The sequence below is a fragment of the Nocardia sp. CA-107356 genome (genome assembly GCF_050946365.1).
Taxonomy (GTDB): domain Bacteria; phylum Actinomycetota; class Actinomycetes; order Mycobacteriales; family Mycobacteriaceae; genus Nocardia.
Genome location: NZ_CP191992.1, coordinates 4,085,242 through 4,109,828 on the forward strand (window position 1 = coordinate 4,085,242; position 24,587 = coordinate 4,109,828).

Sequence of the window (24,587 nt, forward strand, 5' to 3'; positions counted from 1 at the left end):
CCCAGCCGGCTCCCGGCTGCCACCCTCCGATGAATCGCTTCGTGATGGGAAACGCCCCTCCGCCTCCCGACCGCCACCCCTCATCGAATCGCTTCGCGATGCGGAACTCATATGCGCAGCCTCCCCACCAGCCGCTGTAATCCCGTGCCCAGCTTGCTGTACGCAACCGCGCCGGTGAGCAGGCTGTCCCCGAATGTGGCCAGCGCGCCACGTATTTGCGGTGCGGTGGTCGTGCCGAGTTCGACCACCGCGACGGTGTGCTCGCACAGCGGGGCCAGCGCGATCGCGTCGGCGGCATATGCGACCGGTGCGGCCTGGATCACCACATGTTCGTAATCGGTGCGCAGCTTGGCGACGACGGCGGCGAAGCGGTCGGAGGCCAGCAGATCCGAGGTGTGCGCATCGGCCTCGCCCAGCGGCAGCACCGTCACCCCGGCCTGTGGCCAGCCGGTCAGCGCATCGGTGACCGTAATCGACCCGCGCAGTACGTCGGCGAGCCCGGGCGCCGCCCCGACGATGATCTGTTGGGATCCGCCGTGACCCGAGGTATCGGCGTCGATATAGACGACATGGTGGCCGGTATCGGCGAACGACTTCGCCAGCGCCATCGCGATCTCCGGTTCCGATCGTGACGAGAGACTGGACAGCAGCACCGTCGTCGCCTCGCCATTTCGCTGCAAACGCGTTCGCAGCCTTCGGGTTTCGTCGACGGCACCGGGACGGCCGAGATCGATGATGCCGAGGATCGGCACCGGCGCGCCGGAACGGGACGATCCCGGAATCGAGGTGGCCAGCAGCGCCTCCAGATCGGTGGACGTGCGCAACGTGCGGTCGGTGCGATCGCGGACGAAGGCGGCGAGCCCGCCCAATGCGAGTCCGGCCAGCAGGCCGAGCGCGAGCAGCCGGGTCGACTGCGGGCCGCTCGGACCCGATGGCAGCTCGGCGCGGTCGACGACCTCGGCCCGCGCCGCGGGTGCGGCGTCCTTCTCGATGGATTCGAGTTCGGCGATCAACTGACGGAACTGTGCGACAGCGGTATTGGCGATATCGCGGGCCCGTTCGGCCGTGCTGTCCTTGACCGAGAAGACGATCAACGTGGTGGCGGGCGGCGAGGCCGCGGTGATCTTGCCCCGCAGTTCGTCCACCGACATCTTCAGGCTGAGATCGTCGATGGTGCGCTTGGCGACGTTGGCGCTGGTGGCCAGGTCGAGGTAGGAACGCACGCGTTGCTGGGCAGCCAGCCCGCCCTGATACGAATCGTTCACCGAGGTTCCGGTCGCCATCGAGATGTACACGCTGCTGGAGGCCACATAATTCTTCGGCTGACTGCGTGCGTAACCGACCGCCGCGAGTAGGCACAGTGCCATGACGACGAGGATGAGCAGCCAGCGGCGGCGCGCGATATGCCAGTAATCGATCAGTCCCATAATTCGGATCCTCTTTTCCCGATGACGACCAATGGCTGCTGCGCCGGTGCTCGCGGTCGCGGCGCTGGAGCTTTCGGCGCACGAGGTTTCGCCCGCCGCCGGTACTCCTCGACCGCCAGATAGATCAGCGTCGCGAGCACCGCGGCCTGCAGGAATTTGCCGAGTGCCTCCATACTGCCCAGAATTCCGCGCTCGAACAGCGAGGAGGCGCCGGTCAGCGCGAGCGCGAGCACAACCACCGGGAAATACCGGGAATACAAGGCTTTGGCCCAGGCGAGCAACAGCACGAAGGTGAATCCGACGCTGACGACGATTCCGGTGTAGCCGCCGATGACATAGCCCTCGTTGACATTTCCTTCGGCCAGCGACACCTGGACCCGCGTCATATCCACCGAGGCGCCGCGAATGTCATTGGCCCATGCGGTGCCGGATTGGAACTTCGGGGCGCCGAGTAGTTGGGTGGGGATCAGGCTCAGCGTGGCGTGGCGGAACTCCTCGGCGGGCGTGAGCCAGTATCCGGTGCCGTGATAGTAGGCGTCGGTCGCGGCCTCGAGCAGATCGAAGCGCCGCAGAATGCTCAGGAACGGTCGCACCGTCGGCGGATAGGCGGAGCTGATCATGACCGCCTCGGCCTTCCCGGATTCGGTGGTCTTGAACGACTGCAACCAGCCGAAGCCGCCGATGCCGAGCACCGCGATCGCCAGCACACCGACGACCTTGGCCTTGGTCCAGCCGAGGATGGCGAAACGGACTGCCACCGCGAGCGCGGCCCCGAGAATCGGGGTCTTCGATTCGACGACCACCGTCCACATCAACTCCCCGGCCAGCAGCGCGCCGATCAACAGCATGGTGGTCCGCGGCCGGGTCGGCCGGATGAAGATGATCAGCCCGAGCGCGGCGACGGTCGCGAGGATGCCGACGAAGTTGAGTATCGGGTTGGCGCTGTCGACATCACCGGCGTGACCGATGGATCCGGTGGCGTAGGAGGCGCCGCGCCCGAGCAGGCCGAGGACATAGATGGTGGCGAGCGCGGGCACGAAATCCGGGTTCGCGCTCATCGCGGGAACGGCCCGGACCGGATGGCGTCGCGACCAGATCGCGTATCCCACAATGAGTATCGCGTACACCCACAGACCGAAGACGACGTGGTGCAGGACCAATGCGATGCCGCGGTCGTAGCCGAGTTCGGCAAGTCGCGGATCGGGCACATTGTCGCCGTAGTGCGGTTCGGGTTGCACCACCAGCAGAACCACCGGACGCGCGACGTAGGACAGCGACCAGAATGCGGCCTGCGCGATAATGAAAACCCTTGCGACACTGGGCACCCAGGCCGCGGACACCGCCACCGTGACCAACGCACACGCGATGGCGACGATCTCGGTGTAGGCGGTCATGTCTGCGCCTCGCTGGCGCTCGGTTCCGCCACGACCGCCGGGGCGGCGGGGTCTTTTATTCGCTCGCTCATGACCGCGCCGCCCCGAGTACGTCCATGATCTCGCGCGCACGGTCGACATACCGGTGCCCGCCGTCGGCGATGCGCCGGTAGCCCGCCTCGGCCATCGCATCCGCCTGCTCCGGATGCCGCGCGCACCAGTCCAGGATTTCGCGCAATTCCGCCTGCTCGGTGAACAGGAAGCATTCGACCGTGTCGCGCAACAGTTCCGCATGCTCGTCGGTGCGCTCACCGACGAAAAGCCCACCGGCGGCGGGCACTTCGAAAGTGCGGCAGGTATGGGTATCGCGATTATCGGAGTTGAGCAGCACCAGGTTCGCGGTGATATCGGCGACCACCGCCGAGTACCGCGAGCCGTACACCGGCCCGCCCACCGTGGCCCGGGTGGTGCGCAGCTCCGGAACCCGCCGCCAGCCCGGACCGCGGACCAGCATCCGGTCACCATAATCCTGAGCGAGCGCCACCATTTCGGCGCGGCGATCGGTGCGGCAGACGCCGATGAAGCCGACGAGGTAGCGCGGCGTCCGTCCGCGCGCCGCCGGATAGTGCCACGCCGGATCGTAGGCACTGCGGACGAAGCGGACCGCCTTGGCGCCGCGTTCCAGCAATTCGGGCACATTGTGCCGCTTGGTGGTGATGATCAGATCCCAATCCGATTCGTGCACAAGGTATTCCGGGCTGATGTTGGCTGGATTGGCGGCATCGTCCGGGCTGTAGTGCACATGCAGCCGTGCCGGAGTATCCAGCAGTCTGCGTTGGTCGAGATGCACGGCTTTGAAGGCGAAAACCATATCCGGGTGGAATTGTGCTGCTGCACGGTCGATCTCGCCGTGTAGCTCGGTAACGGTCCACGGTGCGCGCCGCCGCGCGAACTTGGCGTAGACCCACGGTGGCGAGAGCCGCGCTGGCAAGGTGACCGGGGTGGAGTCGATCACGACCACCTCGTGCCCGGCCTGCCGGAAGCCGTCGGCGAGCGAGCGCGCATTGCTGCCGACCCAATCGTCTCCGATGAACAGGATCTTCACGAGGCACCGTCCTCGCGCATCAGCACGACCGCCGGTCCGGTGTACACCGGCGCCGTACGTTCGCGCACGATAAGGGTGCGGACGCGTACGAGATACCAGATCGCCGTGCTGAATTCGACCAGCACACTGCCATAGACCAGGGTCCATACCGAATGCGTGCGAAACGCGATGAACAGCGCGATCCCGGCGACACAGGTGCCGAGCACCGCACCGATCAGCACGCCGGTGGTGTCCTGGCGCACCGGTAGGAGCGCGGTGGTGACGAACGAGGTGATCGTGGTCGCGGGCAGCATGAAGATCTCGACCCGCAATAATCCGACGGCCCCGGTGAATTCGTCGCCGAAGACCAGCCGGATCAGCAGCGGCGCGGCCAGCCATACGGCCACGGCCGCGACGGTGGCGACACAGACGCAGGCGGCCAATGCCAGCAGCGCATGCCGCCAGAACCGGTGATCGGTACTGCGCCTTGCCATTCGGGGCAGCAGTGCGAAACCGATGGGGTCCAAGGTGGATTGGATGGCTCGCACGAGCCGGTCGCCCGCCGAGTAGAGGCCGAGCGAAACCGTGTCCAGCACAGCGGAGTACACCGCGGCCGCGCCCTGTCCGTAGGTGGTCACCAGCACGCGCGAGGCGAGAACCGGTGCGCCCGTGCGTAATATGCTCTTGTAGTGGCGCGGCCGGGCCGGGGGACCGAAGGTGCGCAGCGAATCCCACCAGGTCAGCGCCACGGTCGGCACGGACGATATCAGCAGGCACAGCAGGGCGAGCTGGGCGCTCGGCATCCGGGGGAGCAGCCCGACGAGCAGGATCAGGTACCCGACCCGTCCGACCGCCTGATAGGCGGTGGAGGCCCCGAACCGGCCCTGCCCGATCAGCAGCCAATCCTCCGAGACGGACCAGAATCCGCCCGCGAACAGCCCCAACAGGATCATGTTCACCTGGACCGGGGCACTCGCGGCCAGGCTCAGCAGCAGCGCGATTCCGATGATGCCGAGGGTGCTCGCGCGGATGGCGAGATAGTCGCCGCGCAGCTGATTGATGATGCGCAGTCGCGCGCTGTCGCCATCGCGTTCTCGCGAATCGTGTACCCGCGCGGCCAAGAATGAGGTGATACCGAGATCCACCAGCAGCGAGCCGATGAAATACGACGACATGCCGATCGCCAGCAAACCGAGTCCGTTGGTGCCGAGCACCCGCGCGATCAGCGGAACGGTGACGATGGTGATGACGTACTGCCCGTACTTGCCGAAGGTGACATAGCCGATATCGCGCAGTACCGCACCGAAGCCGTGCGATCGGTGCAGTCCGCCGCCCGGTGCGCCGCGGTCGTCTCTGCGGTGGGCGCCGCCGGCGGCGGTCGGTGTTGGTGGGGCGGTGTGCGGTGGCTGGCCCGCGGCATGTTTGTGCTCAGACATGCGGAGTCCGTTCTCGCGGGTTCTGCTGGCCCCCCGCGGCGGGAGGGACGGGCCCGCAGGAGGTAGCCGAGCGTAGCCACGTAGGGCCCCGCGAGCGCCGCCAATGAGATTCAGCGCCATTGCGTCGGGTGATGGAGTCGAGGAAGGCGGCGACGGTGCGGGCCGACTTCTCGATGTCGAAGTCCCTGGCTCGGGTGCGGCCCGCCGTGGCAAGGCGGGTGCGCAGATCGGGGTCGCCGATGAGGGTGTCGAGGGCGGTGGTCAGTTGGTGCTGGTCACCGCCGTCCACGAGCAATCCGTTGACGCCGGATTCGACGATTTCGGCGGGTCCGCCCGGACCGGAGGCGATTACCGCGCAGCCCGCGTGCATACCCTCGACCACAACCTGCCCGAACGGTTCGGCGAGCACCGAGGAGTGCACCAGGATATCGGCGTCGCGCAGATAGCGGCCGGGATCCTCGACGTGCCCGGTGAAGATGACCGGCAGCCCGAGTTCGGTCGCCATCCGTTCGAGTTCGGCGTGGTAGGGCTCTTCGCCGAAGAAGGTGCCGCCGATCACGAAGACCCGCCGCGGTAGCACTTTCGCCGCCGCGACCGCGCGCAGCAGCACGTCCTGACCCTTCCACGGTGTCAGCCTGCCGACGGCGGCGATCACCGTCTCCTCTGGTGGGCGCTGTGGAGCGCGCTCGGTGCCGTCGTCGAATTCCACACCCGGGTAGGCCACCACGGCGGGGCGGCGTCCGATCCGCAGTGTGCGCAACGTGGTTCGGCTATTGGCGATATAGCCGCGCGCCGTCAGCCTGGCGAGCAGTTGGATCACCATGGTCGGCAGTCGTCCGAAGTAATCCACCGCGATCCGGTCGTGTACCTGCCATACCAGCGGAATACCCGCGCGCCGCGCCGCCACCGATCCCATCACCAACGCTTTGGTGCTCTCGGCGATCAGCACATCGGCGCCCAGTTCGCGGGCGGTCGCGCCGAGTGTCCAGCCCAGCCGCAGCAGTGCCGCGAAGCCGGCCAGCAGGCGCAGCGGTCCGGACCCGATGGTCATGGCGCGACTGTCGAATGCGCCATGCAGCACACGGGTATCGACCCCGCGTGCCCGCATGCGTTCGACCATCGGGCCGCCCTCCGTGTAGATCTGTGTGGTGTCGATGAGCCGCATATCGCACAGTGCGACCAGCAGCCGCAGTGTCGCCAGTTCGGCGCCGGAGGGCGCCGCGGTATGCGCGAGGAAAAGGGCTTTGGTCGTCCTCGATGGGGTCATCGCCTTAATTCCTGATACATCGTGAGATGGCGCTCCGCTGTGACATCCCAGGAGAAAGTTTCTGCGTGCGAACGACATTGCTCGGGCGTGGGCAGCCCGCCGTTGAGTGCGGCCACAATCCGCGCGCCGAATGCGTCGGCGTCGCGGGCGGGCACGATCAGCGAAGAATCCAGTCCGCGCACCGAATCCGGCAGTCCGCCACAGTCGGTGACGATCGGAGCCCGCCCCGCCGCCAGGGATTCCAGGGCGATCAGCCCGAATCCTTCCAGGGCCGTGGTCGGGACAACGGTGAGTTCGGCCTGTCCGTACCACTCGGTGAGCTCGTGGTCATCGACATTGCCCGCGAAGGTGATCGAATCGCCCAGTCCGGCGCCCGCGGCCTGAGCACGCAATTCGCCTTCGGCGGTACCGGTTCCGACCAGGACGAGGTTCGCGTCCGGATGTTCGGCGACCACACCGGGCCAACAGCGCAGCAGCGTATCGATACCCATCCGGCGTTCGAGTCTGCGCACACACAGCACGGTCCGGCGGGGACCGGCCGGTATCGGCGAGGCACGGAAGCGTGTCAGATCGACACCGGGCGGGATGACCCGGATCCGGTCGACGGGCACCCGATAGTCGACGCTCAGTACGTCACGAAAGTGAGTGGACAGCACCACGAATCGGTCCGCGCCGGTGTACCGGATCCGCTCGATCAGATACTTCGCCCGTGCGCCGAATTCAGCTTGACCGGTGAGCCTGCTCTCGGCGGCCCACGGTCCGTGGAAGTGCACGACCAGCGGCACCCGGCCGCGGCGAGTGAAGGCCGTCGGACCGTAGAGCGCGAAGTGCCGATCCAGTACATCCGCGCGGTGCAATTCGGTCCGCTCCAGAAATGCGGTACGGGCCCGGTCTATGGTCGAACCGCCGGTTCGCCCCCACGAGCGCGCGCCGGGTGGCGCACCGGCGGCGACGGCGCCGAAAGCGGCCGCCGACACCGTTATCCCCGATTGCCGCGCGAGTGCGTGGAACAGTTCGGTGAAGTATCGGTTGAGTCCGCCGGGGGCCGCCGAGAACCATTCGGAACCAGTCATATGCACGCGCAGTGCCCCGGTTGCTGCCGTCACCGCGGCCCCCTACTCCTGGCGATGATGGGGCGAGTCCGCTATCTGAACTCGCTTCCCGCGCAACAGTCTAGGCGCTTCGGCTGTGCCAGGTCGGTCGTCGAGATCAACTTCCAACCAGAGCGAATGACCAGTTTGGCGTCGGTCAGCCGAAATCGAACAAATTCGGCTGAACCGCCCGATAATGATTGGCATTCTTTGACCGAATGGTTCGAAAGGGGGATCGAATCTGTGCATGAAGAGCCGCAGGTCGATTCCTGGCGCGATGATGACTGGGCCGTACGCTCGCCAACGATGAGCGCCACGTCCAACCGGCTCCGCGCCCTACAGCGCCGCTCCGAGCCACGACGCGAAGCCCAGCAGGCTATCCGACTGTCGGCGCTGCGCCGCTGCGATCCCATAGACGGTTTCCCGGACCGCCGGGTGCAGTCGGGTTTGCTGAGGAGCAGCGGTGCGGGCTTTGTTCAACGCCGCGAGAGCCTTGTCCGGCTTCCCGGACATCAACCAGGCGCGCGCGTTGTCCTGCCAGTGGTGCGCGACGCGGGTCGGCGGCGCGTCGGCCGTGTAGGTGAGTTGCGCTCCCTCCAATGCCGCCTTGTGTGGGTCGCCTGATTCCAGCTCGATCGCGTGGGCGTGAATATCGACGTTCAACGGCCCGAACGCCGTCATGTAAAGGTCGGTTTCGCCTGTGCGGGAAGCGTATTCCCGTGCCGCCTGTACGTGGTCTACCGCAGCGGCATGGTTCAGCTTCCGGGCTTCGTTGATCGCCCCGGCCAGATGTGAATATCCGGCCATCACCAGCCCGGCGCGACTATCGTCTGCTGCGGAGATGGCCGAGTCGATCAGTTGGGTGGCGACGTCGGACTCTCCGTAATGCGTGAGCACGCGGGCACGTGCCAGCGCTGCGAACGCACCATAGTGGGTATCGCTGGCGAGTGGGGCGTACACGTCGGCCAAGTCCAGGGCAGGCAAGGCGAGCATGAGATGTCCAGTGCGGCGGACGGACCACTCTGCCAGCACGTACGCCGATGCGAGCAAGGTGTACGCGCGGGCCTGGCCATCGCCGGTCAACTCACGAGTCGCGCCATGCAGGCGACGGATGATGTCCGGCAATAATTCGATGGTTTGGCGGGTGCGATCGGACCGATAAAGCCGTTGCGCTGCTTGCAGATCGGCATCGATCTCGGCGATCGGTCCCGGTTCGATGGCACGAACGTAGCGGCCTTCGGCAAGCAATATCGATAGATTGTTTATTGCATTCGACAATGGCTTGCCGTCGTCATAGGGCGCGCCGGTCAGTTGCTCGGGCGTGATCCGCAAGGCGCGGGAGGCGGCGGACAGGAACCCAGGGGAAGCGACTTCCCTGCCCTGTTCCACAGCCTTGACCATCGACAACGAATAGCTGGTGCGGCGTGCGAGTGCCTGCTGCGTGAGCCCCGCTATCTTCCGCTCGTTCGCGATCCGTTCGCCTGCGTGGTGCCCCATGGAGTCGAGAGTAGACCGATCACGTGGCGGAGTCTTCCTGTCCCTTGGCTGTCCCTCCACTCGCTTGCCAGTCGTAAAGGTAGATACCAGACCGCGATGCCGGATGACGGGTGACTGGGCCCCGATGGCAGGTCCACCGGCTATGCGAGTTGTAGTTGCTGCTCGAACTCGGTCGGTACCCATTGCTCACGGAATGCTTGCGGGGTAAGGAAACCCAGCGATCCGTGTGGCCGGTAACTGTTGTACTCGATGCGCCAATCCTCGGCAAGGACCCGCACCTCGGTCAGGGAATGAAACACCTCGCAGGACAGGAACTCGTCGCGGAAACGCCCATTGAACGACTCACAGACACCGTTCTGCCACGGCGATCCCGGATCGATGAACGAGGCATCGACCCCGGTGAACCGGCACCAATCCCGCATCGCGTGCGCGGTCATCTCGGTGCCATTGTCCATGCGAATGTGCATCGGCTTCCGCCCGGTGGCCACGATGATCTCGTGGAGCACACCGACCAGCTGATCGGCGGTGCACGACCGGAATGCTCTGGTGGCCAAGGCTTCCCGCGTGAACTCGTCGACAATGTTAAGGAACCGGACTTGTCGACCGTCGACAGTGACATCGACCTGGAAATCCAGGGCCCACATCTGATCCGGGAACGACGCCTTCAGACGCTGATTCCGACCCGGCCCGATGCGGCGTTTCTTACGCACTCGACTCGGTCGCTTCAATCCCTCCTCACGCCAGAGTCGTTGGGTGCGTTTGTGGTTGGTTACCAGACCCTCGCCACGGCACAACGCGTGCGCCTTCCGCCAGCCCCACCGCGGATGACGCCGGGAGATCACGCGCAGCCGCTCCCTCAGCGTCCGTTCGACCTCGGCGACCGCGCGCGGCCGACGTTGCACCGACCGCGACTGCCCCACCACTCGGCAGGCGCGGCGTTGCGACACCCGAAACCGCTGCTGCAGAACCACCACGGCCCTGCGACGGCGGTCCGGGCTCAATAGTTTCCCCGGTTCACTTCCTTGAGCATGTCGATATCGAGGGCCTGCTCGGCGACCATCTTCTTCAACCGCGCGTTCTCGCGCTCCAGCTCTTTGAGCCGTTTCGCGTCGTCGGATTTCATGCCGCCGTACTGGGCTTGCCAGCGATGCCAGGAAGCCTCGGAAATCTCGAGGTGCTTGCACACCTCCTCGATCGAGAATTTCTCCCCGATCAGCTTCTCGCCCTCGCGCAGCTTGCGGATGATCTGCTCGGGGGTGTGTCGTCGTCGCGCCATGTCGTGATCTCGTCCTCCTGCACCCATTCTGGTGCATCAGAACTCTCACAACCGCTGGACCTGCTCAAAGGGCTCCAGTCACGGGCCCTCGCTCTCCGCCGGCAGCGGCCGATGGTTCGACTGCGAGCTGCCGGTGGGATTTCCGAGCATCGGGGTGCCGTACAAGACAGGTCACGACGACAGAGCGGATACCGAATGGCCACCGGAGAATTCCCGTCAGAACTTCCCAGCCTGGTTGGCGGTCCGGCGGCGGGATGTGACATGCCTGATCCGAGACTGCCGCGGCGAGATCCGTTCGTTGGTCCGCCAGCCACCCACATCGGGTTACGTGCAGAGGTGGTCGCGCAGTTCGCGGACGCAGTTCGTGAGTGGGTTAGCCAGCCGGCGTCCGCCGAATCGTCCCGGTGCCGGGGTGTTGAGTCCCCCGGCGCCGGGCGCACCAACAACGAGGTCGTGTGATGCGTCGAGATGCATTGCGGTCCACACAAACCGAAGACGGCAGCAAAGTCGCGGTGTGGCAATTGGTTCGGCGTTCCGCGCGCATTCTGCGCGTGCAGTTCCCGCACGAGTCGTTCACCGCCTATCGCTTGCCTTCGAACACAGCTCTTTTGGATGCGCAACCCGGATCGATCATGTTCGACGCGTACCCCGATCTTGCGGACGCACGCCAGCTTCTTCCTGAGCACGGCGACCTCTGGGACGCGATTCGCGGAGACTACTGGTCCGCACTGCTGGGCCTGACCAGCCTCCCGAACCGATTGGGACGTAGTTCAGATGTCTGACATTCGGCCTCAGCGACGTGAGATCGCGCCGTCGGTCCAGGCACTGCTCGCGGTTTTCCACGAAAGCACACGATTGAAGCTCGAACGAGCTCCGACGGACAGCCGCCCGCTGTATGAGCGCGCGGACGGATCGATATGCGAGGTCGATGAAGATGGCTGGCCCACGGAATACGACGACCTGGATAGAGACGACGCGATCCCGGTGAAACCGATCCGTGTTTCTGACTTCGAGATCGGGCCGTTCGATGCGGGCGGGACGTCGCGGCTGACCCCTCATGACCGTGCGCACGGGCGCCAGGACCGCGATCCCACCCGCGCCGGCAAAGATGTTGGGGGATAGGGTGATCGGCGGTGACAGTGATGTCGATTCGGCGCTGGCCGACCATATCGAGGTCGTGACATTGATCCTGAGCGGCACATTTTCGACCGACCCGCCAGCGGTCGCTAGCCGAGATCGAACAGATTCGGTTGCCCGGCCCGGTAGCGTGCGGCATCCATCTGCTGGAACGGTTCGAAGGCAGGGATCGACTCGCGGGTGAAGAGCTGGGCGCGGGTGGCGGGGGAGCCGGATGCGTCGAGTAGTGCGTTCACCGCGGTGCGGCCCGCCTCGTTCGCGCCCTCCATGGTGGCCAGATCGAAGTTGGTCCGGACGTAGTCGGCGGCGAGGAAGAGGTTCGGTATCCGCGTGTGCGCGGTCGGCCGATCGGCCCAGGACCCGATCGTATTCACCAGCAGCGGTTCATCATTCGTATTCCGACCGTCTGCCCAGGTGATGCCGGGATCGAGCATCCACTCGCGAACGATGCCGTCCGGCAACTGGATCCCGCCGTCGTCGTTGAGCGCCGCGGTCATCTGGGCCCAGGTCTCCTGGTAGATCTCCTCCCGAGTGCACTCTTTGGCGGTCTTGCCGAACAGGATGCCCGGGGTATCCCAATCGGCGATATCGATGGTGAGGCCGTCGACGATCGAACCGTCGCCGTATTCGGCGGCATAGTCGACATTCCAGAACGCGCGCTGGGTATAGGAGGTCAGCCGCCACGGTGCGTCGAGGTAGATGTTGTAGCCCTTGCCGAGGTCCAGCTTTTCGGTGACGAACATCTGCATGCCGTTCATCCAGTCCACGGTGAGCGCGTCCATGCGCGCGAGTGTCGGATCCACGGCGCGGATCTCCGGTGACCACAGCTGCCGGGCCCGATCGGTGGGCACCGCGCACACGTACCAGTCCGCGTCGAACACTGCTGTCGAGCCATTCGGTCGGCGGATGCGCGCACCGCCGATGCGGCCGTCGGTCATCACGAATTCCTCGAGTGCGTGTCCGGGCCGGAATTGCACGCCCATGCCCTCCAGTAAGGAGATCCACGGATCGAGCCAGGCTTCATTGGTCGGTCCATTGAGCACCTCGTAGACCTTCGGGCCGCCGGTCAGCTCCTGCAGGAGCGCGATGAAGAAGCCCTCCATCATGTTGCCCATGGTCCTGGTGCTCGCCACGAACTCCTTGGCGGCCACCAGCGCGCGCGTCAGGCCGGTGGCGGCCAACGCCTGGAACTGCGCGGATCTACGTGCCGCGCCCACGTAGTCCCACCAGCTGACGTGCTCCCACTGGCCGAAGCGGCGCTCCTCGCTCGAGGTCAGATAGGTGACAACGCGCCCGGCCATATATATAGCCTCGGGCAGCGGAACGAGGTTGTTCTTCATGAACACCTCGACCAGGATGCGCTGCAGTCCTTGCGGTGTGAGCGCCTGCGCTGGATCGAAGTAGAACCCGAACATGAGCGGGAAACCATCGGGCATATTGTTTGCGCGGGGATAGCGCGGATCGCTCACCGAGAACGGAATCAGGTTGTCGTACACCGACTTCCGGGTTTCCGGCAGCGGAATGCGGCGCATCGTATCGTGCACGTGGTGATAGAACGAGGTGAATCCGCGCGCACCGTGTTCGCCCGGCAGCGGCGCCCGGCCGTCGATGCCGGTGCCGGGCAGTGGAATCGTGCGGGATTTGCCGCCGAGTTCTTTACGATCGAAGACGGTCACCGCGAATCCGCGCTCGGCCAGTTCGTGGGCCGCGGTCAGACCGCCGATGCCCGCGCCGAGCACTGCGACGGTATTGCGTGCCGGGCCGTTTCGGCGGCGCGGTGCGGACTGTGCTGTCGCGCTCGCGGTCGATGCCGCCCATCCTGCGCCGCCCGCCGCCATGGCCGCGCCACGCAACAGGGCGCGCCTGCTGACCTGGTTGTCCCGATGCTGAGTTGTCACTGCGCGTCCCCTAAATCTGACGATTCTGATCGTCATATTTATCAGACCGTGAATCATGATGGGAGACAATGCGTATATGACGATGCAGCGACGCCCGGTGCGGACCTACGGCGGTGTGGGTGCCGAGGATCGAGTCGCGGCGCGACGCGGCAAACTTCTCGAAGCCGGGTTGGAGCTGTTCGGCACGCGGGGGTACTCGGCGACCGGTGTGAAGGATGTGTGCCGCGCGGCCGGTTTGACCGACCGATACTTCTACGAATCCTTCGCGGGAAATAGGGAACTGTTCGCCGCGGTCTTCGACCATGTCATCGACGAATTGTTCGCGGCGGTGGCGGCCGCGGTCGAGGCCACGCAACCGCGCGGAACCCGCAAGCTGCGCGCCGGTATCGGCACGTATCTCACCGCGCTGGCCCAGGATCCGCGCAAGCTACGCATCGTCTTCGTCGAACCGACCGCGGCCGGGGCCGAACCTCGGATGCGGGAAGCATTGTGGCGCTTCGCCCGTTTGGTGGCGGCCACAGCCACCGAGGCGCGCCCGGATGAACGGCCACCCGCGCAGATCGTCGATATCTTCGCGTTGTCGGTGGTCGGAATGTTGGAGCGGGTGATCGTCGAGAAACAGGGCGGTCGTCTCGACGTCGCGATCGACGATCTCATCGACTATTGCGCAGCATTCGCCGCCGCCTCGTTGCGTGCGGTCTACAACGGCCAGATATCCAAGCGCCCAACGGATTAGCGAGTGGCCGACATCTGTTGGGTGCGGTAGATTTCACAGCGAGTTCGTGCTCGGCACGGGCCGACCCGCGGGGACTGGCGGGAGGGACTAGGACAGTGGGGACCACGGGGTCTGTGGCTGAGCACATCGATATCGCCGAGCGTGAGATTCGTGTGCTCATCGAGAACGGCGAGTACTGGCTGCGCAACCGCGGCGATATCGCGATGATGGTGGTCACCGTCGAGCGCATCCGCGCGCGTTGGCCGCGGGCGCGCATCGGTGTGTTGACCCATCAGCCCAGCGTATTGCGGGGTTTGCTGCCCGACGCCGAGCCGATCTGCGGGCCGGACTGGAGCTGGGGCTCGCACGGCTGGCAGGGATTGCTGAACCGCACGGCGGGAACGACAGTGGTCGGGCCGGCGGCGCTGTGGTGGCGGGCGGCGACGGACGGACCCAAGGACCGACTACGGGCGATCCGCGTGCGTGGCCGCGGCGAGATCTCGACCCCACAGGAGAGCGCGGTGGCACCGGAACTCGAATTTCCGGTGGAGATCCCCGCGGCGGTCGAACAGGCGTCGCTGGTGCTCGCGAACGGCGGCGGCTATATGACCGATGTCGACCGCTACCAGGCGCACCGCACCTTGAATCTGCTCGAACACGCGTCGGCGCTGGGCATTCCGACGGCGTTGATCGGGCAGGGCATGGGACCCATGCGTGACCCGTATCTATTACAGAGGGCCGCCGAGGTACTGCCGAAGGTCGACTTCGTGGCTTTGCGCGAGGGGCGGCGCGGCCCGGCCCTGCTGGACAAGTTCGGCGTCGCATCGGACCGGGTGCTGGTCACCGGTGACGATGCGGTCGAATTCGCCTATCGCAGCCGCGATGCCAGGATCGGCGCCGATATCGGGGTGTGCCTGCGCGTCGCGGACTATGCGCAGGTCAGCCTCGCGGCCCAGGGGATCGTCGGGCAGGTGGTGCGCACCCGCGCCGCGGAACTGGACGCCGGACTGGTGCCGCTGATCATCTCCGAATACGCCTCCGAGGATCGGCTCTCGACGTTGCCGCTGCTGGCGGGCGCGGCCAAGCCGTTGCCAGCGGTCGGCCGCGGCGGCACCCCCGCTGATGTCGCCCGGCAGGTCGGGCGCTGCCGAGTGCTGGTGACCAGCGCTTACCACCTGGCGGTTTTCGCACTGTCGCAGGGCATTCCGGCCGTCGGCATCACGGCCTCGGAGTATTACGACGATAAATTCCACGGGCTGGCGCAGATGTTCGGGACGGGACTGCGGGTGGTGCACCTGAATGATCCCGAACTGGAACAAGAACTGACCATGGCGCTGGACGAGCTGTGGGACGATGCACCTGCGCTTCGGGATCCACTGCAACAGCGGGCCGTCGAACAGATCGACACGGGCCGGAGTGGACTGGAACGAGTCTTCGGATTGGTGGAAAACGGACCGGTTCGGCCGGTCCAACGATCAGGGGGATGACTGTCGTGACGACGCTGTCGGTGTGTGTTCCGGCCTACAACTCCGGTCGAACACTCGCCACTACCCTGCGTTCGGTCCTGGACCAGGATGCGGAATTCGAACTGGTCGTCTTGGACAATGCGAGTACCGATGACACTTCGGAGGTCGTGACGTCGTTCGACGATCCACGAATCCGGTTATTGCGCAATGACACTGTGCTCGATATCGGCGACAACTGGGATAAGGCGATCCGTGCCTGTTCCGGCACCCTCATCAAGGTCGTCTGCGCCGACGATGTGCTGCGCCCGGACGCGCTTACCACGCAGCTCGCGGTGATGGCTGATCCTGCCATTGCCATCTCCTCCAGTCGCTTCGAGGTCATCGACGAGTCCGGGGCGGTGCTGGAGACCGAGCTCGGACTGGCCGGTCTGCTCGGCCGGCAGACCGCGCGCGCACTGGCCCGGACCATCGTCCGTCGCGGGCCGGCGGATTTCGGCCCGACCGCCGCGGCGATGTTCTACCGCGAGCACTACATCCGAGTCGGCGGGTTACGCGGTGATCTGGTGTTCCCTATGGATGTCGACCTGTTCGCGCGGGTCTCGTCCTTCGGCGTCTTCTTCGGCATGACCGAAATCCTGGCCGCCTGGCGCAATTCATCCTTCAATCTGTGCAGCCAAACCTCCACGGTCAGCAAACTGACCGATATGTACCGCTTCCACCACCGCATCGCCAACGACTACCCGGACCTGGTCCATCGTGGCGATGTGCTGGCCGGTGACGCCCGGCTGGCCAGGGCAGCACTGCACCGCCTGCGGGTCCGCACCGTGGCCACCGTCCGCAACCGCCCGGATCTGCTGGTCTGACATCGAACTTCGCGTTGCGGCGAGGTAGATGACGTATCCAATACCTAAAGAAACCATTAACTAATGCGTTGCGGGTGCGCGCGATGCGGCGAGACGAAGTAGAACAGGAGGGCGGGGTCTCGCGGCAGGAAGCGTTGGTGTGGATGGTTATTGATCATATGTCGCAGTCGCATGGCACCCTGCTGTCGGGCCGGCTTCCGGACGAGCGCGGGCGTTTTGGTGAATTCGGCGGCAGATATGTTCCCGAGGGCCTGATGGTCGCGTTGCTCGAGCTGGAAGAGGCGTATGCGCTGGCGTGCGCCGATTCCGGATTCCGGGATGAGCTCGGCGAATTGCTGCGTACCCGGGTGGGTCGTCCGACGCTGTTGCATCAGGTGCCGCGTTTCGCGCGGTCGCTGGCGGTGCCGGGGGTACGGGTGTATCTGAAGCGTGAGGATATGACGCATACCGGTGCGCACAAGATCAATAATGCGCTGGGACAGGGTTTGCTGGCCAAGCGGCTGGGCAAGACGCGGATCATCGCCGAGACCGGTGCGGGTCAACACGGTGTGGCGGTCGCGACCGTCTGCGCGATGCTCGGCATGTCGTGCGTCATCTATATGGGCGCCCACGATATGCGGCGACAGTCCTCCAATGTCATGCGCATGACCCTGCTCGGCGCCGAGGTACGACCGGTGGAAAACGGCAGCCGCAGGCTCAAGGAAGCAATCAGCGAATCGGTCCGCGACTGGGTGTCGAACCTGGGCACCACCCACTACCTGTTCGGCACATCGGCGGGGCCGGCGCCGTACCCGATGATCGTGCGCGATCTGCAAACGGTGATCGGTAAGGAAACCAGGACCCAGATCCTGAAATCCGAAGGTCGACTACCGGATTACCTCATGGCCTGTGTCGGCGGCGGCAGCAACGCGATCGGCCTGTTCCACCCCTTCGTCGACGATCCCGCGGTCCAGTTGATCGGTGTCGAGGCGGCGGGTCTCGGCGTCGAAACGGGTCACCATGCCGCCACTCTCAGTGTGGGCAGTCCGGGCGAAATGGATGGTGCCTACAGCTATCTCCTGCAGGACGACGACGGCCAGGTCACGCCGACGCACAGCATCGCCGCTGGTCTGGACTATCCGGGTGTCGGTCCCGAACTCAGCTACCTCAAGCACACCGGTCGCGTCACCTACCGCTCGGCCACCGACGCCGTGGCCCTGCGCGGGTTGCACGCCCTGACCCGCACCGAAGGCATCATTCCCGCCCTCGAATCCGCCCACGCCGTGGGCTATCTGCTCGAACTGGCCGAACACGGCGACCTCCCCACCGACTCCGTTGTCGTGCTCGGCCTGTCCGGGCGTGGCGATAAGGATCTCGCCATCGCGGCGGAACGGCTGGCCGGATAGGCGGCTCGATGCGCATGCGAGTATGGCTGAATGGGTGACGAGGCGAGCCGAATTGCCGAGCATACGGTCGAGCTGATGATGGATTACGGCCAGTTCTGCGTGGACGGCGGCCTCGGTGATCCGGATTCCGAATCGGCCATGTCGATCGGGCGTTGGCCGCGCGCCCGTGCGCGGGGGACGGCACCATGCTGCTGGTGTTGAGCCCGCATCAGAACAACGTCATCCGGTACCGCCGGGTGACTATCTGATCGAAGTCAGCGGTCGCGGATTCGTGAATTACGGACGGCCGGGAACCACGATGCGCGCGTGCTGTTCGTCGGAATCGGCGACGAATTCCGCTACCGATCGAGCCCGAACAACGGTGTGGTGCCCGAAGATCGAGCGCCACACCGTTGTTCGCTGCTCAGATCGTCCAGAGCCCGCCGTAGGTATAGACCGCGTCACCGTTGGCGCTGATCACCCGCACGAACGGGCGAATCGTGGTCTGCCCGAGGACGCCGGTGACGGTGCCGTGGAAGCCGGACATCCGAATGAAGCCCTCCGCACCGAAGACATCGCCGCCCGTGCACTCGAAGGTCTGGATGCCCGGACCGAAGCCGACCTCGAGTTCGACACCGGCACGGGGGATCAGACCGTCGAGCTTGAGAACCGCGCCGTCGGCGCCGCCGAGATCGAGGCCGAGATCCGGTGAGTACCACTGGAATTTGATCCGCCCGCTCAGCGTAGCCGGGTATCCGACCTGATAGCCGATGGTGATGTGGCCCGACCAGTCCTGGGCATTCGGCCCGGTGACGTGGTAGAAGGCCGCACCGTTGTGGAACCACTCGCGGGTCAGCGGATTGCCGTCCAGCGGTGGCACGACATCGATCCGGGTGTCGGATTGGATCGCCTCGACCGTGCGATCCTGCCGATCGACTATCTGACTGCTGCTGTCGATCGCCGCGGATGCGGCGCCGGTGGTAAAGGCCAGACCCGAAGCCATTACCGAGGCCAGTGCGAACGCGCGCAAACTCCGGCTACGGAGTGTATTTTCCCTCATCAGTATTTCCCCTCATGGTTCCCCAATAGCAGATGTACTAGCAGCAAAACGCGCGGCGCCGACGGCGAACCCCACTGCGGCGCAGCGAAATTCACGACACGAGTCACCACCCTTCCGAGGGGCCGGCCGGGTCGTCGACGACCCAGCGGCCGTCGAGTTCGGGATATCTGGCGCCGACCTCCGGGAGCAGATCGCGCAGCGTCAGCAGCACGAAATCCGGTCGGGCAGAGATGAGTTCGGCGGGGGAGATGATCGGTATATCGGTGCCGGGCATCCGGCGGCCCTGTTTCGCGGGCGAAGCATCGGCAATTGCGGCGATGAGACCGCGGTGCACCCCGGCGAGGCTGAACAGCGCGACCGCACGAGATGCCGCGCCATAGGCATAGATTCGCCTGCGGCGCGCTGCCATCGCGTCGAGCCAGCGTCGCAACAGCCGGGCATGCTGGTCCGTCGTGCGCTGCAGGCTTTGCAGCGCAACGAGATCGGTGTGTTCGGACTCGGCGGCGCGGATGGCGCGCACCGATTCATCAGGTTCCACGGCACCGTGCACCGCGCCGATCAGTACGGTGCCGCCATACAGACCGAACTGCCACGCCCTCGCCACGCTCATCCCCGCGGTGTCGAGCAACCGCTGCAACGCCGCCAGCGAGTAGTACGCGAAGTGCCCGTGCCGCAATGCATTCCACTGACCATGCGCGACGATGGCGGCCAGCGAGTGGTACTGGAGCAACAGCACACCGGTCGGCGCGGTCGCCGCGGCTCGCTGCGCGAAGGCGGCCCGCTGATCCGGCTCGTGCATGATGCCGAAGCAGTCGAGCACCACATCGGCGATTCCGTCGACGCCGTCGAACCCGCGCTCGGCGAGTAGGGGCAGCCAGGTCCCGCCGTGCGGACTGCCGAATTCGCGCACCGTGTGTCCGCGCAACAACCCGGCCCGCGCGGCCCGCGTCACCGCGTCGGCGGCCTGATCGCGCAGCGCCTGCGGTTCGATACCGCGCGGCTCCTCGGTGCGGGTATCGTCCTCGGCCAACTGCGCGAGCCCGCAGTCACCGCACACATCCATGCGCAGTGGATGCGCGATCTCCGTGACGTCGATCGCGCTCCCGGCGAGCGGAAAGTGGTCGGCGGCGGGGACCTTACCGAGATCGAGCACGGGGGTGAGTTCGGTGCTCCCGCAGCCGCGGCAACCGCGACCCATGACCGCGTCGTTCATGTCACGATGGCCCGGTGCGTATCGAACAGACCGAGCTCGCCGACGTCCTGGTGCTGGTGCCCGAACCCTTCCGAGACGAGCGCGGACTGTTCACCCGCACCTTCGACGCCGCGGAATTCGACGCCCACCTCGGCGCACCCGGTACGGCGGCCGCATTCCTGCAGGATTCGCAATCCCGTTCGGCGCGTGGGGTGATCCGCGGAATGCACGGGCGGTCCGGGCGGGGTGAGGCGAAGCTGGTGCGCTGCGCGCACGGCGCGGTATACGACGTCCTCGTCGATATCCGGCCCATATCGCCGACCTTCGGGCGGCAGCAGGCGTTTCGTCTCGACGACACCGAATTCCGGCACCTGTACGTGCCGCCGGGCTTCCTGCACGGCTTCCAGGCGCTGACCGCGACCGCCGACGTCTGCTACCGGATCGATCGCCCGCACGATCCGGCCGAGGATATCGGCGTCGCCTACGACGATCCGGATCTGGCCATCGGATGGCCGCTGCCGGTCACCGTCGTCTCCGCCCGTGACCGCGCCGCGGGCAATTGGCGGCAGTTGCTCACGAATGTGCGGGCAGCTGAGCGGAAGGGGCACTGATCCGGCGCATCGACGCGTCCAGTACCCCGGTCTGTCGCAACTTCTCCAGATGCGGCAACCGGGTGAACCGGTGGAAGAAATCGTCACTGGTCAGTCCCCTGGCGGTGTATTCGCGATACAGCTGCTCAGCCCCGGCGGCCACCGTCCACGTCGCGTGGTAGCCGAGAGCCGAACGGGCGGTGGAGAAATCGACGCGGTAGGACCTCGGGTCCGCGCCGCTCTCGCCGGTGATGGACAGCCGGGAGCCCGGCACCGCGTCCACCACGGCCTCGGCGATATCGGCGACGGTGAGGTTGTTCGCCTCGGTGCCGATGTTGAACGCCCGGCAGTTGATCGCCTCTATCGGTGCGGCCAGGCAGGCCGCGAAGGCGTCGGCGATATCGGCGGCATGTACCAGCGGCCGCCACGGTGTCCCGTCGGAGAGCACCTTGACCTCGCCGGTGAGCATCGCGTACCCGACCAGATTGTTGAGCACGATATCCGCGCGCAGCCGCGGCGAGAAGCCGAATGCCGTTGCGTTGCGCAGGAATACCGGTGTGAAATCGTCATCCGCGAGTGCGGCTACATCGTCCTCGACGCGCACCTTGCTCTCGGCATAGGGCGTGATCGGGCGCAGCGGGGCGTCTTCGGTGACGAGTTCGTCGCCCGCCGCGCCGTATACCGAACAGGTCGAGGCATACAGAAACCGCCGCACCCCAGCGTCTTTCGCGAGCCGGGCGAGCCGAACCGACGCGTGATGATTGATGGCAAAGGTGATTTCGGGATCGAGTGCGCCCAGCGGATCGTTCGACAGCGCCGCGAGATGGATCACCGCGTCGAATCCGCTGAGCTGCTCGACGGTGACATCGCGCAGATCGACCGCGAGGCCCGGCGGATCGTCGGGTAGTCGACCGAGTACGCAGTCGGCGAAGAATCCGGCATCGAGTCCGACCACCTCGTGCCCCGCGGCGCGTAGCACCGGAGCCATGACCGTGCCGAGATACCCCTGATGTCCGGTGAGCAGAACCCGCATGCGTGTCTCTCCAGTGTTCATGACGGCTCGAAACCGACGACAACTTTGTCGACAACGAATGCTTCGGCATGCTGAGCCCGGCATTGCACCCCACGCAGCCGGGACAGACCGGTGAACGACTGCCCGTCGAACCAGTCCCGCCCCACTTGTGAAGGGTAGTGCTTCTGCAGCAGCCGCGCCTTTTCCTCGGCGAATTCCGTTGATATCGGAACGAATACGGTCGGGCGTGGCGTATCGGTCTCCCACTTGAGGATTTCGTAGCCGAGTACCAGATGGTCGCGGAATTCGGTGGGCACGAGTTCGGCGAGGAGCCGATGATCCTGATGTGCGTCACCGCGCTGCGGTGCGAAGACCAGATCCGGCTCGGTGCTGGCGCGAAAGGTGGCCAGCGCCTGCTTGATCCGATCCCAGTGCGCCGGTGCTCGACCATCGGGCAGGTCGAGCACGGTCACATCGAGGTCGGCACCGGGACAAAAGGCCGCCAGCGCGGCCCGCTCCTCGTCCTCGCGCACTGTGTCCGCACCGGAGAGCACCAGAGCGCGCACCCGAAGTCCGCAGTGCTCGTGCGCCATCGTGAGCAGCGTCGCGCCCATCCCGATCGCGATATCGTCACAGTGCGCCCCGAGTATCGCGATCTCGTTCAGTGGCCCGGCGGTCAGGGCGATCATGCGAACTGTTTCTCCCAGACCATCCACGGCCGGATGCCGGAGCGGTACGCGGCGTCGAGTTCGGCGCGTTCCTTGAACGTATCGGCGGGCTTCCAGAAGCCGAGATGCCGATAGCCGTAGAGCCGTCCCTGTCCGGCGAGCCTGCCGCAGGCGTCGGCCACCAGATCGCCGCCGGGCGGCAGCAGATCGAACACCTCATGGCTGAGCACGAAGTATCCGCCGTTCTCCCACAACGGCATCGATGACACCGGGCGGATGTCCTTGACCTCGCCATTGGGCTTGATATCGACGCAGTGGAACGACTGCTGCGGCGGCACAACCATCATCGAGGCGGCCGCGCCGGAGGCGGTGAAGCGTTCGATCATGTCGTCCAGCGGCGCGTCGGTGAGTACGTCGGCGTAGTTGGCCAGGAAGGTCTGCTCGCCCTCCAGATACCGGCGCACCCGGCGCAGCCGCTCGCCGATGGCCGAGTCCAGGCCGGTGTCGACGAAGGTGATCGACCAGTCGCTGATGTCGGTGCGCAGCAGCTCCACCGAGCCGTCACGGATGACGAAGTCGTTGGAGACCGACTCCTGGTAGGTCAGGAAGAAGTCCTTGATATGTTCGGCGCCGTAGCCGAGGCACAGGATGAAATCCTTGTGGCCGAAGTGCGCGTAATAGCGCATCACATGCCAGAGCAGCGGCCGTGGACCGACCAGTTGCATGGGCTTCGGGAGCATGTCCGAGCCATCGCGCATGCGCATTCCGTAGCCGCCGCAGAACAGCACAACCTTCATCGTGCGTGCCTTCCCCTCGTTTCAGCGTTATTCGATTCCCCGAGCACCGCGCTGTGCAAAGTTGGTAGTGGATAGACCAGTTCGCCGCCCCACTCGGCAATATGGCGCAATTGTGCGGAGATCTCGGCTTCGAGGTTCCACGGCAGGACCAGCACCACATCGGGTCGATCGAGATCGATGCGTGCTGTCGGATAGATCGGGATCCGGGTGCCCGGGGTAAATCGTCCGTGCTTATAGGGATTTCGGTCGACGGTATAGCTCAGCAGGTCCGGCCGGATCCCGCAATAGTTGAGCAGAGTGTTGCCCTTGCCGGGCGCGCCGTAGCCGACCACCCGCTTGCCCTGCGCCTGCGCGTCGAGCAGGAAGCGCAGCAGTTCCTGACGCACGCGCCGCGCGCTGGACTCCAAATGTCGATAGCCCTCGACGTGGTGCAGGCCCGCGACCTGCTCGCGCCGCAGCACCTCGTGCACGCGGCCGTTGGGCGCGTCCGCGACCGCCTCGGGGCGGGCCCATAGGCGGATCGAACCGCCATGCGTGGCAAGCAGTTCGACATCCACCACGGCCAATCCGGCCGTTGCCAGCGCACGCTGTGCCGAGAGCAGCGTGTAGTACTGGAAATGTTCGTGGTAGATGGTGTCGAACTGGCCCAGTTCCATGAGGTTCAGCGCGTGGTGTACCTCGATCGAGAGCCAGCCGTCATCGGCCATCAGCTCGCGCAGTGCGCGGGTGAAACCACGCAGATCGGGAATGTGTGCGTAGACGTTGTTGGCGACGACCAGGTTCGCCGGCCCGTGCTGGCCGCGCATCCGCTTGGCGAATTCCTCGTCGAGGAATGCCGTTTCGGTCGGCACGCCGATGTCCCGGGCGGCCGCGCCGACATTCACCGAGGGCTCGATGCCGAGGCAGGGTATGCCCGCCGCGACCACGTGGCGCAGCAGATAGCCGTCGTTGCTCGCGACCTCGACCACGAACGAGTCGGCTTGTAAGCTCAACCTCTTGACGGCCTCGGAAACAAAAATTTCGGCATGTCTGACCCAACTATCCGAATATGATGCGAAATACGCGTATTCGGTGAAGGTTTCCTCCGGTGTGATCAATGCGGGGATCTGCAACAGTAGGCACTCCTCGCACATTCGTAGATGCAGCGGGTAGGTCGGCTCCGGAAGATCGAGTTCCTCCGCCGCGAGAAACTTCTCACACGGCGGTGTGGCTCCGAGGTCGAGCACGCTCGAAAGACGCTCGGATTCACAGAGTCGACAACGCATCCTGGCCCCTGCCTCCTGTGCGTGGGTCGTCCGGCGAATTACCGGCATGCCCATCATGTCGTTGCGATCAAGTGAGACGTTACAACGAATTGCTTGCGTGTCACCAATG

The 24,587-nt window shown here is 65.5% G+C and carries 21 protein-coding genes and 1 pseudogene; 7 read left to right on the plus strand and 15 right to left on the minus strand.

Annotation, left to right across the window (positions count from 1 at the left end):
- Window positions 1-107: 107 nt before the first annotated feature.
- From ACQP1G_RS18275 to ACQP1G_RS18310, 8 genes and pseudogenes are all read right to left on the minus strand, one after another.
- Window positions 108-1,427, minus strand: a complete 1,320-nt coding sequence (locus tag ACQP1G_RS18275; RefSeq protein ID WP_433205588.1) for a Wzz/FepE/Etk N-terminal domain-containing protein — start codon at window positions 1,425-1,427, stop codon at window positions 108-110.
- Window positions 1,418-2,821 carry a hypothetical protein gene (locus ACQP1G_RS18280; protein WP_433205591.1) on the minus strand — a complete coding sequence of 468 codons (1,404 nt, stop codon included), beginning with the start codon at window positions 2,819-2,821 and terminating at the stop codon, window positions 1,418-1,420. The genes ACQP1G_RS18275 and ACQP1G_RS18280 overlap by 10 nt, the downstream gene beginning before the upstream one ends.
- 67 nt (window positions 2,822-2,888) lie before the next feature.
- On the minus strand, window positions 2,889-3,905 hold the full coding sequence (locus ACQP1G_RS18285; RefSeq protein WP_433205594.1) for a CgeB family protein: 1,017 nt from the start codon (window positions 3,903-3,905) through the stop codon (window positions 2,889-2,891).
- Window positions 3,902-5,320, minus strand: coding sequence for a lipopolysaccharide biosynthesis protein (locus tag ACQP1G_RS18290; RefSeq protein ID WP_433205597.1), 1,419 nt, complete (start codon window positions 5,318-5,320; stop codon window positions 3,902-3,904). The genes ACQP1G_RS18285 and ACQP1G_RS18290 overlap by 4 nt, the downstream gene beginning before the upstream one ends.
- A 94-nt stretch (window positions 5,321-5,414) precedes the next feature.
- Window positions 5,415-6,587, minus strand: a pseudogene (locus ACQP1G_RS18295) (glycosyltransferase family 4 protein); the annotation flags it as partial.
- Entirely contained in the window at window positions 6,584-7,660 is a 1,077-nt protein-coding gene (locus tag ACQP1G_RS18300; RefSeq protein WP_433208613.1) for a glycosyltransferase family 4 protein, read from the minus strand. The gene ACQP1G_RS18300 and the pseudogene ACQP1G_RS18295, both read right to left, overlap by 4 nt.
- 354 nt (window positions 7,661-8,014) lie before the next feature.
- Window positions 8,015-9,175: a helix-turn-helix domain-containing protein gene (locus ACQP1G_RS18305; RefSeq protein WP_433205600.1), complete on the minus strand. Its 1,161-nt coding sequence runs from the start codon at window positions 9,173-9,175 to the stop codon at window positions 8,015-8,017.
- 140 nt (window positions 9,176-9,315) lie between these two features.
- A protein-coding gene (locus ACQP1G_RS18310) for an IS3 family transposase (protein ID WP_433191779.1) occupies window positions 9,316-10,451 on the minus strand; the annotation gives its coding sequence in 2 pieces (ribosomal slippage) (window positions 9,316-10,190 and window positions 10,190-10,451; 1,137 coding nt in all).
- Window positions 10,452-10,906: 455 nt separating this feature from the next.
- Between ACQP1G_RS18310 and ACQP1G_RS18315 the strand changes: the two genes are divergently transcribed.
- Window positions 10,907-11,233 (plus strand): hypothetical protein, encoded by a 327-nt coding sequence (locus ACQP1G_RS18315; protein WP_433205603.1) that lies wholly within the window; start codon window positions 10,907-10,909, stop codon window positions 11,231-11,233.
- Complete coding sequence (locus ACQP1G_RS18320; RefSeq protein ID WP_433205606.1) at window positions 11,226-11,573, plus strand: hypothetical protein; 348 nt, start codon at window positions 11,226-11,228, stop codon at window positions 11,571-11,573. The genes ACQP1G_RS18315 and ACQP1G_RS18320 overlap by 8 nt, the downstream gene beginning before the upstream one ends.
- A 104-nt stretch (window positions 11,574-11,677) precedes the next feature.
- On the opposite strand, the gene ACQP1G_RS18325 is transcribed toward ACQP1G_RS18320, so the two are convergent.
- Entirely contained in the window at window positions 11,678-13,486 is a 1,809-nt protein-coding gene (locus ACQP1G_RS18325; protein WP_433205609.1) for a hydroxysqualene dehydroxylase, read from the minus strand.
- A 76-nt stretch (window positions 13,487-13,562) separates the two neighbouring features.
- On the opposite strand from ACQP1G_RS18325, the gene ACQP1G_RS18330 reads away from it, so the two are divergent.
- The 4 genes from ACQP1G_RS18330 (at window position 13,563) to trpB (ending at window position 17,915) form a co-directional block, all read left to right on the plus strand.
- Entirely contained in the window at window positions 13,563-14,222 is a 660-nt protein-coding gene (locus ACQP1G_RS18330) for a TetR/AcrR family transcriptional regulator (protein WP_433205612.1), read from the plus strand.
- A gap of 113 nt (window positions 14,223-14,335) precedes the next feature.
- On the plus strand, window positions 14,336-15,688 hold the full coding sequence (locus ACQP1G_RS18335; RefSeq protein ID WP_433205615.1) for a polysaccharide pyruvyl transferase family protein: 1,353 nt from the start codon (window positions 14,336-14,338) through the stop codon (window positions 15,686-15,688).
- Window positions 15,685-16,530: a glycosyltransferase family 2 protein gene (locus ACQP1G_RS18340; protein ID WP_433205618.1), complete on the plus strand. Its 846-nt coding sequence runs from the start codon at window positions 15,685-15,687 to the stop codon at window positions 16,528-16,530. The genes ACQP1G_RS18335 and ACQP1G_RS18340 overlap by 4 nt, the downstream gene beginning before the upstream one ends.
- Window positions 16,531-16,673: 143 nt before the next feature.
- Window positions 16,674-17,915 (plus strand): tryptophan synthase subunit beta, encoded by a 1,242-nt coding sequence (trpB, locus tag ACQP1G_RS18345; RefSeq protein ID WP_433208616.1) that lies wholly within the window; start codon window positions 16,674-16,676, stop codon window positions 17,913-17,915.
- Window positions 17,916-18,318: 403 nt separating this feature from the next.
- Here the strand turns inward: trpB and ACQP1G_RS18350 are convergent, their stop codons facing one another.
- Window positions 18,319-18,954: an MspA family porin gene (locus tag ACQP1G_RS18350; RefSeq protein ID WP_433205621.1), complete on the minus strand. Its 636-nt coding sequence runs from the start codon at window positions 18,952-18,954 to the stop codon at window positions 18,319-18,321.
- Window positions 18,955-19,057: 103 nt separating this feature from the next.
- Window positions 19,058-20,167 carry a class I SAM-dependent methyltransferase gene (locus tag ACQP1G_RS18355; protein ID WP_433205624.1) on the minus strand — a complete coding sequence of 370 codons (1,110 nt, stop codon included), beginning with the start codon at window positions 20,165-20,167 and terminating at the stop codon, window positions 19,058-19,060.
- 14 nt (window positions 20,168-20,181) lie between these two features.
- Here ACQP1G_RS18355 and rfbC point away from each other — a divergent pair, with 14 nt between their 5' ends.
- Complete coding sequence (gene rfbC, locus ACQP1G_RS18360) at window positions 20,182-20,757, plus strand: dTDP-4-dehydrorhamnose 3,5-epimerase (protein ID WP_433205627.1); 576 nt, start codon at window positions 20,182-20,184, stop codon at window positions 20,755-20,757.
- Here rfbC and ACQP1G_RS18365 read toward each other — a convergent pair.
- Genes ACQP1G_RS18365 through ACQP1G_RS18380 form a run of 4 tightly spaced genes read right to left on the minus strand, consistent with a single transcriptional unit; the run spans window position 20,720 to window position 24,478 of the window.
- Complete coding sequence (locus ACQP1G_RS18365) at window positions 20,720-21,769, minus strand: NAD-dependent epimerase/dehydratase family protein (protein ID WP_433205630.1); 1,050 nt, start codon at window positions 21,767-21,769, stop codon at window positions 20,720-20,722. The two genes, rfbC and ACQP1G_RS18365, sit on opposite strands and share 38 nt — an antisense overlap.
- Window positions 21,770-21,786: 17 nt before the next feature.
- A complete protein-coding gene (locus tag ACQP1G_RS18370) occupies window positions 21,787-22,437 on the minus strand; it encodes a PIG-L deacetylase family protein (RefSeq protein ID WP_433205633.1) in 651 nt (216 codons plus the stop codon).
- Window positions 22,434-23,213, minus strand: coding sequence for a glucose-1-phosphate cytidylyltransferase (locus tag ACQP1G_RS18375; RefSeq protein ID WP_433205635.1), 780 nt, complete (start codon window positions 23,211-23,213; stop codon window positions 22,434-22,436). Before ACQP1G_RS18375 ends, ACQP1G_RS18370 begins: the two co-directional genes overlap by 4 nt.
- Entirely contained in the window at window positions 23,210-24,478 is a 1,269-nt protein-coding gene (locus ACQP1G_RS18380) for a methyltransferase domain-containing protein (RefSeq protein WP_433208619.1), read from the minus strand. Before ACQP1G_RS18380 ends, ACQP1G_RS18375 begins: the two co-directional genes overlap by 4 nt.
- Window positions 24,479-24,587 lie beyond the last annotated feature (109 nt).

What these genes read in the sequence shown, in the direction of transcription:
- ACQP1G_RS18275 (WP_433205588.1), bottom strand. Translation starts at nt 1,427, where the DNA reads ATGGGACTGATCGATTACTGGCATATCGCGCGCCGCCGCTGGCTGCTC.
- ACQP1G_RS18280 (WP_433205591.1), bottom strand. Translation starts at nt 2,821, where the DNA reads ATGACCGCCTACACCGAGATCGTCGCCATCGCGTGTGCGTTGGTCACG.
- ACQP1G_RS18290 (WP_433205597.1), bottom strand. Translation starts at nt 5,320, where the DNA reads ATGTCTGAGCACAAACATGCCGCGGGCCAGCCACCGCACACCGCCCCA.
- ACQP1G_RS18300 (WP_433208613.1), bottom strand. Translation starts at nt 7,660, where the DNA reads ATGACTGGTTCCGAATGGTTCTCGGCGGCCCCCGGCGGACTCAACCGA.
- ACQP1G_RS18305 (WP_433205600.1), bottom strand. Translation starts at nt 9,175, where the DNA reads ATGGGGCACCACGCAGGCGAACGGATCGCGAACGAGCGGAAGATAGCG.
- ACQP1G_RS18320 (WP_433205606.1), top strand. Translation starts at nt 11,226, where the DNA reads ATGTCTGACATTCGGCCTCAGCGACGTGAGATCGCGCCGTCGGTCCAG.
- ACQP1G_RS18330 (WP_433205612.1), top strand. Translation starts at nt 13,563, where the DNA reads ATGACGATGCAGCGACGCCCGGTGCGGACCTACGGCGGTGTGGGTGCC.
- ACQP1G_RS18340 (WP_433205618.1), top strand. Translation starts at nt 15,685, where the DNA reads ATGACTGTCGTGACGACGCTGTCGGTGTGTGTTCCGGCCTACAACTCC.
- trpB (WP_433208616.1), top strand. Translation starts at nt 16,674, where the DNA reads ATGGTTATTGATCATATGTCGCAGTCGCATGGCACCCTGCTGTCGGGC.
- ACQP1G_RS18350 (WP_433205621.1), bottom strand. Translation starts at nt 18,954, where the DNA reads ATGAGGGAAAATACACTCCGTAGCCGGAGTTTGCGCGCGTTCGCACTG.
- ACQP1G_RS18355 (WP_433205624.1), bottom strand. Translation starts at nt 20,167, where the DNA reads ATGAACGACGCGGTCATGGGTCGCGGTTGCCGCGGCTGCGGGAGCACC.
- ACQP1G_RS18365 (WP_433205630.1), bottom strand. Translation starts at nt 21,769, where the DNA reads ATGCGGGTTCTGCTCACCGGACATCAGGGGTATCTCGGCACGGTCATG.
- ACQP1G_RS18370 (WP_433205633.1), bottom strand. Translation starts at nt 22,437, where the DNA reads ATGATCGCCCTGACCGCCGGGCCACTGAACGAGATCGCGATACTCGGG.
- ACQP1G_RS18375 (WP_433205635.1), bottom strand. Translation starts at nt 23,213, where the DNA reads ATGAAGGTTGTGCTGTTCTGCGGCGGCTACGGAATGCGCATGCGCGAT.
- ACQP1G_RS18380 (WP_433208619.1), bottom strand. Translation starts at nt 24,478, where the DNA reads ATGCGTTGTCGACTCTGTGAATCCGAGCGTCTTTCGAGCGTGCTCGAC.